Source organism: Reyranella sp. (assembly GCF_050185545.1).
Taxonomy (GTDB): domain Bacteria; phylum Pseudomonadota; class Alphaproteobacteria; order Reyranellales; family Reyranellaceae; genus Reyranella.
This window is the reverse complement of record NZ_JBFWZI010000014.1, coordinates 30099-45189: the sequence shown is the minus strand read 5'-3', so window position 1 is coordinate 45189 and position 15091 is coordinate 30099. Positions and strand designations below refer to the sequence as shown.

The window sequence follows — 15091 nt, the reverse complement described above, 5'->3', positions numbered from 1 at the left end:
CGCGGGGCCGACCATGTCCATCAACATCCTGATGCCCGCTCTGTCGCCGACCATGACCGAGGGCAAGCTTGCCAAGTGGCACGTGAAGGTCGGCGACGCGGTGAAGTCGGGACAGGTCATCTGCGAAATCGAGACCGACAAGGCCACCATGGAGGTCGAGGCTGTCGACGAAGGCAAAGTCGGCCAGATCGTCGTTCCCGAAGGTGCCGAAGGCGTGAAGGTGAATGCCGTCATCGCCATTCTGCTCGAGGAAGGCGAGAGCGAGGTTCCCAAGGGCGCGGCCGCACCGGCTCCGGCTGCCGCGGCAACGGCGCCGGCCGCCGCCAAGCCGGCTCCGCCTCCCGCGAGCGCGCCGGCAGCGGCCGCACCGGCGCCCAGGGCCGCACCGGCGCCAGCGGCCGGTTCGGCCAGTGCACCGGGCGGGGCACGCATCTTCGCCTCGCCGCTGGCCAAGCGCATCGCTGCCGAGAAGGGGCTGGACCTCGCGCGCATCAAGGGCAGTGGGCCGAACGGGCGCATTGTCAAAGCCGACGTCGAATCGGCCCAGCCTGCTGCCGCACCGCAACCCGTCGCCAAGCCTGCGGCGAAGCCGGCTATAGCACCGGCCGCGGCGCAGCCGGTGTTCACGGCGCCCGGCGACACGCGCGTGCCCCACACCTCGATCCGCAAGGTCATCGCGCGACGCATGCTCGAGTCGAAGCAGACCGTGCCGCATTTCTATCTCACGGTGGAACTCGAAATCGATGCGCTGCTGGCGGCACGCCAGGCGATCAATGCCGTGGTCGAGAAGAAGGGCACCAAGGTCTCGGTCAACGACATGCTCATCAAGGCCTGCGCCAAGGCCTTGCGCGACCATCCCGAATGCAACGCCTCGTGGACGGAAGACGAGATGATCCAGTATGGCGCCGTCGACATTTCCGTCGCCGTCGCCACCGATCGCGGCCTGATCACGCCGATCGTGCGCAACGCCGACATGAAGGGCCTGGCGCAGATAGCGACCGAGATGAAGGATCTCGCCGCACGCGCCAAGACAGGCAAGCTCAAGCTCGACGAGTTCCAGGGCGGCGGCTTCACGATCTCCAATCTCGGCATGTTCGGCATCAACGACTTCGCCGCCATCATCAATCCGCCGCAGGCGATGATCCTTGCTGTTGGCGCGGGCGGAGAGCGGGCGGTCGTGCGCAAGGGTCAGATCGTGGTGCGCAACATGATGAACTGCACGCTCGCGGTCGATCACCGCGTGGTCGACGGCGCGACGGGCGCGCAATGGCTGCAGACGCTGCGCGGCTATATCGAGCAGCCCGCGGCGATGCTGGCGTAGGAGCGCACGATGGCCGAGACGAACTTCGACATCATCGTGGTCGGTGGCGGGCCGGGCGGTTACGTCGCCGCGATCCGCGCCGCCCAGCTCGGTATGAAAACCGCTGTCGTCGAGCGCGAGCACATGGGCGGCATATGCCTCAACTGGGGCTGCATCCCGACCAAGGCCCTGCTGCGCACATCGGAAGTCTACAGCCTGATCAAGCATGCCGAGTCCTTCGGCCTGTCGGTCAAGGATGTCGCCTACGATCCGAAGAAGATCGTCGAACGCTCACGCAAGGTGGCGGGCCAGCTCAGCAACGGCGTCAAGGGACTGATGCGCAAGAACAAGATCACCGTGTTCGACGGCAGCGCCAAGCTCGCCGGCTCGGACGGTGGGCAGCGCAAGCTCGCCGTGGCGATGAACGACAAGAGCAACGTCACGCTCACCGCCAAGAACGTGATCCTGGCGACCGGCGCGCGTGCCCGCCAGCTTCCTGGCCTCGAGTCGGACGGCAAGCTGGTGTGGACCTACAAGGAAGCCATGGTGCCGCCGGACTTCCCCAAGTCTTTGCTGGTGATCGGCTCGGGCGCGATCGGCATCGAGTTCGCGAGCTTCTATCGCACCATGGGGTGCGAGGTGACGGTCGCCGAGGTCGTCGATCGCATCCTGCCGGTCGAGGACGAGGAGGTGTCGGCCTTCGCCAAGCGCGCCTTCGAGAAGCAGGGCATGAAGATCCTGACCGGCGCCACGGTCGGCAATCTCAAGAAGGCCAACGACAAGGTGACGGCCACCATCACCGCCGGCGGCAAGAGCCAGGAGATCACGGTCGATCGCGTGATCAGCGCTGTCGGCATCGTCGGCAACGTCGAGAATCTCGGCCTCGAAGACACCAAGGTCAAAGTCGAGAAGACCCACATCGTGATCGATGCCTGGGGCTTCACCGGCGAGCCCAATGTCTACGCCATCGGCGACGTGGCGGGCCCGCCGTGGCTGGCGCACAAGGCGATGCACGAGGGCGTGCTGGTGGTCGAGAAGATCGCCGGCGTCAAAGGCGTGCACCCGATGAACACCAACAACATCCCGGGCTGCACCTACTGCCAGCCCCAGGTCGCGAGCATCGGCCTCACCGAGGCCGCCGCCAAGGCCAAGGGCCTGCAGGTCAAGGTGGGAAAATTTCCCTTCATCGGCAACGGCAAGGCGATCGCTCTCGGCGAACCCGAGGGCTTCATCAAGACGGTGTTCGACGCCAGGACCGGCGAGCTGCTGGGTGCCCACATGATCGGCGCGGAGGTCACCGAACTGATCCAGGGCTACAGCGTCGCCAAGACGCTGGAGACGACCGAGGCCGAGCTGATGGCCACGGTGTTCCCGCATCCGACCCTGTCGGAAATGATGCACGAGTCGGTACTGGCAGCTTACGGCCGGACCCTCCATATCTAGGCAGTGATGGAAGGCTCTCTCGACAAGGTTCCGCTGAGCCGGGCCGAGCGCCATCCCGAGAAGGCGCACCGTCCGGACAATCCGATTCCACGCAAGCCGCCGTGGATCCGCGTTCGCGCGCCCAGTTCGCCCGAGTATGCCGAGACGCGGCGCCTGATGCGCCAGTACGGGCTCGCCACGGTGTGCGAGGAGGCGGCGTGCCCCAATATCGGCGAGTGCTGGAAGCAGAAGCACGCGACCTTCATGATCATGGGCGACACCTGCACGCGCGCCTGCGCCTTCTGCAATGTCGCCACCGGCAAGCCGGGCGCCCTCAATCCGCACGAGCCGGCAAATATTGCCGAGGCAGTCGGCAAACTCGGACTCGGCCATGTCGTGGTGACTTCGGTCGACCGTGACGATCTGCCCGACGGCGGGGCAGCGCATTTTGCCGCGGTCATCAGCGCCCTGCGCCAGGCGGCGCCCCACACGACCATCGAGGTGCTGACGCCCGATTTCCTGCGCAAGGACGGCGCGGTCGAGATCGTAGCCGCGGCGCGGCCGGACGTGTTCAACCACAATCTCGAGACCGTGCCACGTCTCTATCCGACCATCCGGCCCGGTGCGCGTTACTTCGCCTCCTTGCGCCTGCTCTCGCGCGTGAAGGAAATAGATCCGTCGAGCTTCACCAAGTCCGGCCTCATGGTCGGCCTGGGGGAATCGCGCGAGGAAATCCTGCAGGTGATGGACGATCTGCGCGCCGCCGACGTCGATTTCCTCACTGTCGGGCAGTATTTGCAGCCGACGCCCAAGCATGCGCCGCTGGATCGCTTCTGGGCACCGGACGAGTTCTATGAGCTGGCCGTGCTGGCGCGCGCCAAGGGCTTCCTCATGGTGTCCGCGTCACCGCTGACCCGGTCGAGCTATCACGCCGGCGACGATTTCGCGCGTCTGAGGGCCGCCCGCGTCGACCGTCTCAGGGGCTGACCGCGACGTGCTGACTCGCCATGCCGAGCGCAGGGTGGTGGCCTACGCGCCGCTGCAGCTGTTCGATCTGGTGGCCGACGTGCGCCGCTACCCCGAATTCCTGCCGTGGTGCCAGGCGGCGCGAGTGCGCAGCCGCAAGGATCAGACCGAGATTGCCGAGCTGGCGATCGGCTTCGGCCCCCTCCACGAGCGCTTCGTGTCGCGCGTCGAGCTGGCGCCGGATCGCGTGGACGGGCCGCGCATCGAGACGACCGGCATCGAGGGCCCGTTCCGCCGGCTGGCAAGCCGATGGACCTTTCATCCGCACGCCGACGGCACGGAGATCGAGTTCGAGCTCGAGTTCGAGTTCCGCTCGATGCTGCTGCAGCAGACAGTCAGGTTGCTGTTCGCCGAAGCCGTCCGCCGCATGGTAGCGGCCTTCGAAGCCCGCGCCGCGCAACTCTATGGCAGGCCTAGCGCTCGGCCAGTGCGGCCAGCATCGCAAGCGCCGTGAGGACGGAGACCCGGCGGATCGCGTCGCGGTCTCCCGGGAAGACGTGCCGCTCGACGACAGGATCGTGGCCCGCGCGCACCGCCGCCAAATGAACCAGCCCGACGGGCTTGTCGGGCGAGCCACCGCCGGGACCGGCTACACCCGTCACTGAAACGGCGATGTCGGCCGCGGAGCGGGCGAGGGCGCCTGCGGCCATGGCGCGCGCCACGGGCTCGCTCACCGCGCCATGTCCCAGCAGGGCGTCCCACGGGACGCCCAGCATCTCGCGCTTGGCTTCGTTGGCGTAGGTGACGAAAGCGCGCTCGACGACGTCGGACGAGCCGGCAATGGCCGTCAGCGTCGCGGCAATGAGGCCGCCCGTGCAGGATTCGGCAGTCACCACCTTGAGCCCGCGCCGGCGGCACGCCTGCAGCACGCGATCGGCCGCATCCCTCATTTCGTGATCGAACATCGTCCTTCCTCTTTAGTCTCTTCTGGACCGCGAGCGTTCATGGCTGGAAGAGCGCCACTCCGATGGCGCTCTTCCTGTTGATTGCAAATCCCATGAGCGCCATCGGAGTGGCGCGCTCCCAGCCATGAGCTCTCAGGGCCGTGCCTTCGGCATCTCTATCGTTGCGACAGCCTGAGCGGCAATGCCCTCGCGTCGGCCGGTAAAGCCCAGCCCCTCGGTGGTCGTCGCCTTGACGCTCACGCGGCCGGGCTCGACGCCAGTGATGCGGGCGATGGCGTCGACCATGGCCTGGCGATGCGGCCCGATGCGCGGCGCCTCGCAGATCAGGGTGACGTCGAGATGCACGATACGCCCGCCGGCTGCCTGCAGCAGTCCGACGGCGTGGTGCAGGAAGCGATCGGAGGACACGCCGCGCCACTGCGGATCGGATGGCGGGAAGTGCATGCCGATGTCGCCGGCGCCGATGGTGCCCAGAATGGCATCGGTGAGCGCATGAAGTGCAACGTCGGCGTCGGAATGGCCGACCAGTCCGCGGACGTGCGCGATGACCACTCCGCCCAGGGTCACCGACTCGCCGGGGCCGAAGCCATGAACATCGAAGCCGAAGGCCGTGCGGGTTTCCATGATCGAGGTCACATCGAGGTCGTCGGCGGTGGTGATCTTGCGATTGTCCTCGTGGCCTCGAACCATGACAACCCGCAGGCCGGCGCGTTCCGCCACTGCGGCGTCGTCGGTCAGCGCCGTGCCCTCGCTGGCGGCCAGCGTTGCCGCCGCGCGGTGTGCGTCGAGCAGGGGACGGAACCGGAAGACCTGGGGCGTTTGCGCACGCCACAGGCCGCCGCGCGGCACCGTGCCGGTGATGACTCCGCCGTCATCGGTGCGCTTCAACGTGTCAGCAAGTGGCACGCCGAGAACGGCGCCATCGACGACAGGATCACCCAGGGCGGCGAGGCAGGCTGCAATGTCAGCCGGCCTCACGAAGGGGCGGGCGGCATCGTGTACCGCCACGAGGTGGGGAGGGTCGTCGGCCAGGGCCTCGAGCCCGTTCAGTACGGAATGCTGGCGGCTGGCGCCACCCCGCACCGGCGGTGACAGGCCGAGATCACCGACGGCCGCCCCATAGCGGGCGTCGTCCTCATGGCCGATCACGACTTGCAGGCGGTCGATCCCCGGCACGTCGCGGAACGCCAGGACGGACCGGCGGAGCACGGATTCGCCCTCAAATAGGGCATATTGCTTGGGCAGTAGGCCGCCAAAGCGGGTGCCCCGGCCCCCGGCGACGATCAGAGCGGTACAGGTCAGCACGGATGCCTAGTTATCATCGGCGCATGTCTGGCGCACGGCGAACGCTTGCACCCGGGGCCGGGACCCGCTATTGCTCGATTAATTATTGTGCACTGCACAAGATGCCTACTTGTTGACCACACGACATGGACTGCACTCCTCGCCTACAGCCCATCGACATCGGCCCGGTTCGCCTGGAAGATCCCGTGATCCTGGCGCCGATGTCGGGTGTCACCGACATGCCGTTCCGCCGCCTCGTCAAGCAAGGCGGTGCGGGTCTGGTCGTGTCGGAGATGATCGCCTCGGCGGCCATGGTCCGCGAGAACCGCAAGACCCTCCTGATGGTGCAGAATTCGCCGGAGGAGTTTCCGATGGCGGTCCAACTCGCGGGCTGCGAGCCCGACACGATGGCCGAGGCGGCCAAGCTGAACGAGGATCGCGGTGCGGCCCTGATCGACATCAATTTCGGCTGCCCTGTAAAGAAGGTTGTGAACGGCCACGCCGGCTCCTCGCTGATGCGCGACGAGGTCCATGCCGCAAAGATCCTCGAGGCGACGGTGAAAGCGGTTAAGCTGCCGGTCACGCTGAAGATGCGCACCGGCTGGGACGAGAAAAGCCGCAATGCGCCCGGCTTGGCGCGCATCGCCGAGGCGTGCGGCATCAGGATGCTGACCGTGCATGGCCGCACGCGATGCCAGTTCTACGACGGCCACGCCGATTGGCAGTTCATCGCCAACGTCAAGGCTGCGACCCGCCTGCCGGTCATCGTCAATGGCGACATCGACAGCCTCGAGGCGGTTGACCAGGCGCTCACCCAGTCGGGAGCCGACGGCGTTATGATTGGGCGCGGCGCCTATGGACGCCCCTGGTTCCTCAATCAGGTGATCCACTATCTGCGCACTGGCCAGAGGACCGAGGATCCGACCCTGGCCGAGCAGTACGCGATCGTGCGCCAACATTTCGAGGCCATGCTGTCCCACTACGGCGAGGACACGGGCGTGCGCATGGCCCGCAAGCATCTGAGCTGGTATTCGAAGGGTCTGCCCGCATCGGCTGATTTCCGAGCCGCGGTGAATCGTGAAGCCGACGCGAACAGGGTGCGTGCCATGCTGGCCGCCTTCTTCCTGCCCGCGCTCGATCGGCAGGCGGCCTAGATGACCGTTCATCCCCTGAAGAGGACGGCAGCGCTGGGCGGACAGTTCCCGACCGCGATCCTCGACTCGCTGTCCGAAGCCGTCGTCGTCGTCGACGCCAGCGGACTGATCCACTACGCGAACCTCTCTGCCGAGCAGTTCTTCGGCGTCGGAAGGGCGCGCCTGATTGCCCATCCGCTCAGCGAGTTCATGCCGGAGGACGCGCCGCTGTTCTCGCTGCTGGAACAGGTGATCGCGACCGGCGGGGCGGTGGCGGAGAATGGCGTCACGCTCGTCTCGCCGCGCATCGGCAACCGGTTCTGCGCGCTCCGCCTGTCGCCGGTCGTCGACAGCGACGGCCTCGTCGCGGTGTCGCTGGTCGAGCAGACGATTGCCCGCAATATCGATCGTCAGATGTCGCACCGCAGTGCAGCACGCTCGGTGAGCGCGCTCGCGGCCATGCTGGCGCACGAGGTCAAGAACCCGCTGTCCGGCATTCGCGGCGCAGCCCAGCTGATCGAGCAGTCGGTCGCCGATTCCGAGCGCGAGCTGACCCGGCTGATCTGCGAGGAGACTGACCGTATCGTCGCCCTGGTCGACCGCATGGAGGCATTCGCCGACGGCCGGCCGATCGAGCGTGGCCCGATCAACATTCACCAAGTGCTGAACCACGTCCGCCGCATTGCCCAGAACGGCTTCGGCAAGGGCGTGCGCTTCATCGAGACCTACGATCCGTCGCTGCCGGATGTTCACGGCGACCGCGACCAGCTCATCCAGGTCTTCCTCAATCTGGTGAAGAACGCCTGCGAGGTGCCAGGTGACGGCGACAGGGAAATCGAGTTGTCCACAGCCTACCGGCACGGCCTGCGGCTGGCCGTGCCCGGCCAGCAGGCCAAGGTGAACCTGCCCCTGGTGGTGTCCGTCCGCGACAACGGCGGGGGCGTGCCCGAGGAGATCCGGGCCCACCTTTTTGACGCTTTTGTTACGAACAAACCGACCGGAACCGGCCTGGGTCTTGCTTTGGTGGCCAAGATCATCAACGACCACGGCGGGGCCATCGAGTTCGAGAGCGAGCCCGGCCGCACGGTATTCAGGGTCATGTTGCCGTTGCAGTTTCCCCAGGGCACGTCATGAGCACCCCCGCCACCATCCTGGTCGCCGACGACGACCGGGCGATCCGTACGGTTCTGCACCAGGCGCTCGGCCGGCAGGGCCACAATGTGCGCAGCACCGGCGCGGCCGCCACGCTTTGGCAATGGGTGCAGGAGGGGGAGGGGCAGCTCGTCATTACCGACGTGGTCATGCCGGACGAGAACGGCCTCGATCTGGTGCCCCGCATCCGCAAGCTCCGGCCCGACCTGCGCATCATCGTCATGAGCGCCCAGTCGACCTTGTTGACTGCCGTGCGCGCCAACGAGCGCGGCGCCTTCGAGTATCTGCCCAAGCCGTTCGACCTCAACGAGCTGATCTCGGTGGTGAATCGCGCTCTGTCGGCGCCGGCCGCCTCGATGGCGCGCACCCTCCAGCCCCAGGAGGAAGGCGAGCGCCTTCCCCTGATCGGCCGTTCCCCGGCGATGCAGGAGATCTACCGGGCACTGGCGCGCCTGATGTCGACCGATCTCACGGTGATGGTCACAGGCGAATCGGGTGCCGGCAAGGAGCTGGTGGCGCGCGCGCTGCACGACTACGGCAAGCGCCGCAAGGGCCCCTTCGTCGCCCTCAACATGGCGGCGATCCCGCGCGAGCTGATCGAGAGCGAGCTGTTCGGCCACGAGCGTGGCGCCTTCACCGGCGCCGTCCAGCGCTCGGCCGGCAAGTTCGAGCAGGCCTCCGGGGGAACGCTGTTCCTCGACGAGATCGGCGACATGCCGCCCGAGGCGCAGACCCGCCTGCTGCGCGTGCTCCAGGAAGGCGAGTACATGACGGTCGGCGGCCGCACGCCGATCAAGGCGAACGTGCGCATCGTCGCCGCCACCCATCGCGATCTGCGCCGCCTGATCAATCAGGGGCTGTTCCGCGAGGATCTGTTCTATCGGCTGAATGTCGTTCCGATCAGGCTACCGCCCCTGCGCGAGCGGCTCGACGACATTCCCGAGCTCGCCAACCACTACCTGCGGGCGGCCAGCGCCGACGGCCTGCCGGTCAAGGTGCTGTCGCCCGAGGCGATGGCACGGCTGAAGCAGCATCGCTGGCCGGGCAACGTGCGGGAGCTGGTCAACCTCGTCCGCCGGCTCTCGGCGCTCTATTCCGAGGAAGTCATCGGCGTCGAGACGGTCGAGGCCGAGCTGGCTGATGCGGTCGCCGCCGCCGATCCTGGTGCGCCAGCGAGCGACGTCAATGCCGCGGACCTGTCGCTGGCCGACGCGGTCGATCGCCATCTGCAGGCGCTGTTCGCCGCCCACGGCGATCACCTGCCGCCTGACGGCATGTACGATCGTGTCATTTCTGAGGTCGAACGGCCGCTGCTCTCGCTGGCGCTCGGCGCGACACGCGGGAATCAGTTGCGCGCGGCCCGCCTCCTGGGGCTCAATCGCAATACGTTGCGAAAGAAGATAAAGGACCTCGACGTCCCCGTGGTGCGCACGCCGCAGGTTCGCCGAGGCGGGTGATCTGTTGACAGCTGCGCTGGGCGTTTCGCGCTTGGGCGTCTTCACCAATGCAGTCCGCCGCGGGCTCGGCGGGCGGGCCGCGGCCGTGTCGCTGGGTGTCCTGGCGCTGCTGGCCGGGGCGGCGACCTACATGTGGCTGGCCGGCTTCGTGCCGGCGGCGTTCAACACGCCCGGCTGGATCACCGGTCTCCTGGTCGCCGATCTTCTGATCGCGGTGGCGCTGCTGGCCGTGCTGGCGGTGCGCCTGACCCAGCTCTGGCTGGATCGGCGACGTGGAGCAGCCGGCTCTCGCCTGCATATGCGGCTGGTGCTGGTGTGCAGCATCTTCACCATCACGCCGACCCTGATCATCGCCGTCTTCCTGTCACTGCTGGTCACCAGCCTCACCGACTACGTGGTCGGGCCCGCCAAGGACTCGTACGATGCGGCGCGGACGATCGGCGAGCCGGTGCGCCAGGCGCGCGAGGAGGAGATCCTCCGCGATATCGGCGCGATCTCCGGACCCTTGCAGGGCGTCGGGGTCGACGGCTTCGGCGACGTCGAGACCTTGACCCGCATGATGCAGCGGCTGCTCGAAGGCCGGCCGATGATCGAGGCGGTCATTGTCCATGCCAACGATGGCCTCGTCGCGCGCGCGGTTGCGCAGGGAGCGGAGGGGCTTGCCAATCCGGTGCCGCCGGCCCAGACGCTGTGGCGGGCGGTCAATCGGAATGGTCCCGTCGAGATGGAATCGCCGACCGGCGCCTATTTCGTGATGCAGCTGTTCCTCGGCGAGCCGTACTTCCTCGTCACCGGCCACGCCGTCGACCTGCGGGTCGTCGATTACATCAAGAAGATCGAGTTTGCCGGGTCGTTCTATGCCGAGATCGAGCAGAGGATGCAGCGCGGCCAGCTCATCATCCTTCTGGTCTGCGGAGCGATCGCCTTCCTGATGCTGCTGGCCGCCGTGTGGCTTGCGATCCTGTTCGCCACCCGTCTCACCGAGCCGATCGGCGGCCTGATGTCGGCTGCCGAACGGGTGCGCGGCGGCGACCTGACGGCGCGCGTCGAGGAGGGGCCGCCCGACGACGAGCTGGGCCAGCTCGCGCGATCGTTCAACCGCATGGCCAGCCAGATCGAACAGCAGCGCGGCGAATTGGTCGATGCCAACAAGGAGCTGGACACAAGGCGCCGCCTCACCGACGCCGTACTGGCCGGCGTCTCGGCGGGCGTGCTGAGCGTGGACACCGCCGGCATCGTGACGCGCAGCAACCGATCGGCGCTCGAGCTCCTGGCCCTGCCTGAGGACGGCGTGATCGGCCGGTCGTTGACCAGCCTGATGCCCGAGCTCGGCCCGCTGACGGAACAGGCGGCCGAACGGCCGGACCGGGTCACCCAGGGCCAGGTCGAGATCCTGCAGCGCGGCACGCGCCGCATCCTGCTGGTGCGCATCAGCGCCGCGTCGGACGCCGGCGCCGTCGTCACCTTCGACGACGTGACCGACCTCATGTCGGCCCAACGCATGGCGGCGTGGGGCGACGTGGCGCGGCGCATCGCCCACGAGATCAAGAACCCCCTGACGCCGATCCAGCTTTCGGCCGAGCGTCTGAAGCGCCGCTACCTGAAGCAGATCAAGGAGGATCCCGAGACCTTCTCGATCTGCACCGACACGATCATCCGCCAGGTCGGCGACATCGGCCGTATGGTCGACGAGTTCTCCTCGTTCGCCCGCATGCCCAGGCCGACGGTTCAGACCGAGGACGCCAAGCAGCTCTGCCAGCAGGCGCTTTTCCTGCAACGCAACGGCAATCCCGACATTCGCTACGTGTCGACCCTGCCCGACCACCCGGTGCCGCTCAATTGCGATCGCCGCCAGCTGGCACAGGTGCTGACCAACATCCTGAAGAATGGCGCCGAGGCGATCGAGGGCAGGGACGCTCCACCCGGCCAGACGTTGCCGCCCGGCGAAATCACCCTGACCCTGCGCGACGACGGCTCCACCGTACGGGTCGTCGTCGAGGACAATGGCAAGGGGCTGCCCAAGCAGGGGCGCGAACGGCTCACCGAGCCGTACATGACGACGCGCACCAAGGGCACCGGTCTCGGCCTCGCCATCGTCAAGAAGATCATGGAGGACCATGGCGGCCTGCTCGCCCTCGATGATCGCGAGGGTGGCGGGGCGCGCGTCAGTCTGGTATTTCGGCGTGACGCGAAGGAAATCGCGTCGGCACGCTCGCATGCGACGGCCGCACAATGATCCGCCGAAGACATTGCGGACAGCTTGAAGAGTCATGGGCCACGACATTCTCATCGTCGACGACGAGCGCGACATCTGCACACTGATCGCCGGCATCCTCGAGGACGAGGGGCACACCGCGCGCCGTGCCCACAACAGCACCGAGGCGATCGACGCCGTGCGTCAGCGCCGGCCGTCGCTGGTGATTCTCGATGTATGGCTGCAGGGCAGCGAGCTCGACGGCTTGCAGATCCTGGAGATCATTCGCCGCGAGGACCCTCCGGTGCCGGTGGTGATGATCAGCGGCCACGGCACGATCGATACCGCCGTGTCGGCCATCAAGACCGGCGCCTACGACTTCATCGAGAAGCCCTTCAAGGCCGACCGGCTGCTGCTGGTCGTCGATCGGGCGATCGAGGCGGATCGTCTGCGTCGGGAGAACGCCACGCTGCGGCGCCGCGCCGGCGGCGAGGTCACTTTCGTCGGCTCATCGAGCGCGGCTGCCAGCGTGCGCTCCCAGATCGAGCGCGTGGCGCAAACCGGCAGCAGGGTTCTGATCTCCGGCGCCTCGGGCTCCGGCAAGGAAACAGTGGCGCGGCTGATCCACCAGGGATCCCGGCGGGCCGACGGACCGTTCGTCGTCGTCAATTGCTCGGCATTGCCGGCCGAACGCCTGGAGCTCGAGCTGTTCGGCACGGACGGCGAGAGCGCGAACGACGCCCTGCGGGTCACCGGTGCCTTCGAGATGGCGCACGGCGGCACCCTCGTGCTGAAGGAGGTCGCCGACCTGCCCCTGCCGCTGCAAAGCCGGCTGGCCCGCGTGCTGCAGGAGCAGTCGTTCACGCGCAACGGCGGCAAGACGCGGGTCGAGGTCGACGTGCGCGTCCTCGCCTCGACCGCTCATGCGCTGCAGGAAGAGAGCGCCGCCGGAAACTTTCGCGAGGAGCTTTTCCATCGCCTGAACGTGGTGGCGCTGCGCGTGCCGTCGCTCAGCGAGCGACGCGAGGACATCCCGGAGCTGGCGGCCGATCTCCTGAAGCGCGTGGCCGATGCCACCGGCCTGGCGTCGCGCATCATCGGCGAGGACACGCTGGCCGCGCTGCAGGGCCACGACTGGCCGGGCAACGTGCGGCAGCTGCGCAACGTCATCGAACGCCTGCTGATTCTGGCGCCCGCGGGCGGCGGGCCGATCCGTGCGGATGTCTTGCCGAGCGACGTCAGCGAGGACGCGCCGTCGGTTCTGCGCTGGGAGAAGGGCGGCGAGATCATGCAGCTGCCCCTGCGCGACGCCCGCGAGGTATTCGAGCGCGAATACCTGCTGGCCCAGGTGACTCGCTTCGGCGGCAACATCTCGCGCACCGCCACCTTCGTGGGGATGGAGCGGTCAGCGCTGCATCGCAAGCTGAAATCACTGGGGCTCCATGGCGGCGGCGACGAGCGCGGTGAGCCCGCTACCGTGTAGAGTGATTTTCATGTCGATGGAGTCGCCCGCGTGGTCTTCCGGACCGCGGGCGTTTCGCCCGCTCATCATCATCATGAGCGGGCGAGACGCCCGCGGTCCGGAAGACCATGACCCCTTCACCCATCGGAATGTGCCCAGTCGCTGGAGTTGGCCATGGCGCGCTATGCGTATGTAAATGGACGCTACGTCGATCACCGCGAGGCCCACGTCCATATCGAGGATCGCGGATATCAGCTGTCGGATGGCGTCTACGAGGTCGTGGGCGTGCGCGACGGCAGGTTGATCGACGAGACGCCGCACATCGACCGCCTCGACCGCTCGCTCAGCGAGCTGCGCATCGCCTGGCCGGTCTCGCGCCCGGTCCTGGGCTTCATCCTGCGCGAGCTGATGCGCCGCAACCGGCTGCGCGACGGGCTGATCTACATGCAGGTCACGCGTGGCGTGGCCCGCCGCGATCACGCCTTCCCGAGCAAGCCGGTGAAGCCCGCGCTGGTCATCACGACCCAGCATCGCAAGCGTGCCGAAGCCGATCCCGGGCAGGGTGTCGCGGTGAAGACCACGCCGGACATCCGCTGGGCGCGTTGCGACATCAAGACTGTCGCGCTGCTGCCCAACGTGCTCGCCAAGCAGGCAGCCCGCGAGAGCGGCGCGTTCGAGGCCTGGATGGTGGACGGCGAGGGTAGGGTCACCGAGGGCGCCTCGACGAATGCCTGGATCGTCACCAAGGACGACGAGCTGGTGACCCGCCAGACCGACCACGGCATCCTGGCCGGGATCACCCGCCATACCCTGAAGTCGCTTGCCGGCGCGCTGCAGCTCAAGCTGGTCGAGCGTCCCTTCACGCTGGCCGAGGCCAAGAAAGCCAAGGAGGCATTCATCACCAGCGCTACGTCCTTCGTGACGCCTGTGGTCAAGATCGACGGCGTCCCCGTGGGCGACGGCCGGGTCGGCCCGACTGCCCGCCGGCTGCGCGAGGAATACGTGCGGTTTTGCGCCTCGGGCGAGGCGGTCACGTGACGCTGGCGGAGCGACAGGCGCGACCGCGCGCCCTTCTGTTCGACTGGGACAACACCCTGGTCGACACCTGGCCGACGATCGTCGAGTGTTATCATGATACGTTCACCACGCTTGGCCTCGCTCCGTGGACGGCCAACGAGGTGCGCGCCCGGGCGCACGGCTCGCTGCGCGACGTTTTCCCCAGCCTGTTCGGTGAGCGCGCCGGCGAGGCCGAGACGGTCTTCTACGAAACCTTCCATCGCATCCATCTGCAGCGCCTGCAGCCGCTGCCCGGCGCGGACGACCTGCTGGCGCGCTGCCAGGACCTCGGCTGCTACGTCGCCGTCGTCAGCAACAAGGTGGGCGACAACCTGCGCACCGAGCTGGCACATCTCGGCTGGCAGCGGTGGATATCGCGCGCGGTAGGCGCCCGCGACTGCCTGCGCGACAAGCCGGCGCCCGACCCGATCTTCAGGGCGCTCGACGGCACGGGAATTGCCCCGGACGAGACGGTATGGATGGTCGGCGACACCCCGGCAGACCTGAAATGTGCTCACGCGGCGGGCTGCCTTCCTGTGCTCGTCGGGGGGCCGGAGGCGCTGTCGGAGATGTTCCTGAGCCACCCGCCCAGGCTGCGGGCACGCAATTGTCATGAGCTTGCGGCATTGCTTTGAACCGTTCGTCCCCTATATTCCGCTGAACTCGGTCGCAGGTCCTGGCCTGCACCCTTCGAACAGGC

The 15091-nt window shown here is 67.5% G+C and carries 13 protein-coding genes; 11 read left to right on the top strand and 2 right to left on the bottom strand.

Translation table 11 applies throughout. The features are described from left to right. Positions 1-13: 13 nt before the first annotated feature. From AB7O82_RS06055 to AB7O82_RS06040, 4 genes are read left to right on the top strand one after another with little or no spacing between them, the layout of a single operon-like run. Complete coding sequence (locus AB7O82_RS06055) at positions 14-1321, top strand: pyruvate dehydrogenase complex dihydrolipoamide acetyltransferase (protein WP_428538802.1); 1308 nt, start codon at positions 14-16, stop codon at positions 1319-1321. Positions 1322-1330: 9 nt separating this feature from the next. Continuing rightward, a complete protein-coding gene (lpdA, locus tag AB7O82_RS06050) occupies positions 1331-2743 on the top strand; it encodes a dihydrolipoyl dehydrogenase (protein ID WP_428538800.1) in 1413 nt (470 codons plus the stop codon). 6 nt (positions 2744-2749) lie between these two features. Continuing rightward, positions 2750-3709, top strand: coding sequence for a lipoyl synthase (gene lipA, locus AB7O82_RS06045; protein ID WP_428538798.1), 960 nt, complete (start codon positions 2750-2752; stop codon positions 3707-3709). Between the two features lie 7 nt (positions 3710-3716). Next, complete coding sequence (locus AB7O82_RS06040) at positions 3717-4202, top strand: type II toxin-antitoxin system RatA family toxin (RefSeq protein ID WP_428538796.1); 486 nt, start codon at positions 3717-3719, stop codon at positions 4200-4202. On the opposite strand, the gene AB7O82_RS06035 is transcribed toward AB7O82_RS06040, so the two are convergent. Both AB7O82_RS06035 and AB7O82_RS06030 read right to left on the bottom strand, forming a co-directional pair. Beyond that, a complete protein-coding gene (locus AB7O82_RS06035) occupies positions 4162-4653 on the bottom strand; it encodes a CinA family protein (protein WP_428538794.1) in 492 nt (163 codons plus the stop codon). The genes AB7O82_RS06040 and AB7O82_RS06035 overlap by 41 nt on opposite strands. A gap of 132 nt (positions 4654-4785) precedes the next feature. Continuing rightward, positions 4786-5958, bottom strand: coding sequence for a bifunctional 2-C-methyl-D-erythritol 4-phosphate cytidylyltransferase/2-C-methyl-D-erythritol 2,4-cyclodiphosphate synthase (locus AB7O82_RS06030; RefSeq protein WP_428538792.1), 1173 nt, complete (start codon positions 5956-5958; stop codon positions 4786-4788). A gap of 125 nt (positions 5959-6083) precedes the next feature. Here AB7O82_RS06030 and dusB point away from each other — a divergent pair, with 125 nt between their 5' ends. The 7 genes from dusB (at position 6084) to AB7O82_RS05995 (ending at position 15026) form a co-directional block, all read left to right on the top strand. Beyond that, positions 6084-7091, top strand: coding sequence for a tRNA dihydrouridine synthase DusB (gene dusB / locus AB7O82_RS06025; protein ID WP_428538790.1), 1008 nt, complete (start codon positions 6084-6086; stop codon positions 7089-7091). Beyond that, the gene (locus AB7O82_RS06020) at positions 7092-8204 is read left to right on the top strand and encodes a two-component system sensor histidine kinase NtrB (RefSeq protein WP_428538788.1); all 1113 of its coding nucleotides are present in this window, start codon (positions 7092-7094) and stop codon (positions 8202-8204) included. Continuing rightward, entirely contained in the window at positions 8201-9679 is a 1479-nt protein-coding gene (gene ntrC / locus AB7O82_RS06015; protein ID WP_428538786.1) for a nitrogen regulation protein NR(I), read from the top strand. Before AB7O82_RS06020 ends, ntrC begins: the two co-directional genes overlap by 4 nt. Positions 9680-9683: 4 nt before the next feature. Next, positions 9684-11915, top strand: coding sequence for a sensor histidine kinase (locus tag AB7O82_RS06010; protein ID WP_428538784.1), 2232 nt, complete (start codon positions 9684-9686; stop codon positions 11913-11915). 34 nt (positions 11916-11949) lie between these two features. After that, entirely contained in the window at positions 11950-13356 is a 1407-nt protein-coding gene (locus tag AB7O82_RS06005; protein ID WP_428618917.1) for a sigma-54-dependent transcriptional regulator, read from the top strand. 153 nt (positions 13357-13509) lie between these two features. Continuing rightward, a complete protein-coding gene (locus AB7O82_RS06000; RefSeq protein ID WP_428538780.1) occupies positions 13510-14373 on the top strand; it encodes a D-amino-acid transaminase in 864 nt (287 codons plus the stop codon). Beyond that, a complete protein-coding gene (locus AB7O82_RS05995; RefSeq protein WP_428538778.1) occupies positions 14370-15026 on the top strand; it encodes an HAD family hydrolase in 657 nt (218 codons plus the stop codon). Before AB7O82_RS06000 ends, AB7O82_RS05995 begins: the two co-directional genes overlap by 4 nt. Positions 15027-15091: the final 65 nt, after the last annotated feature.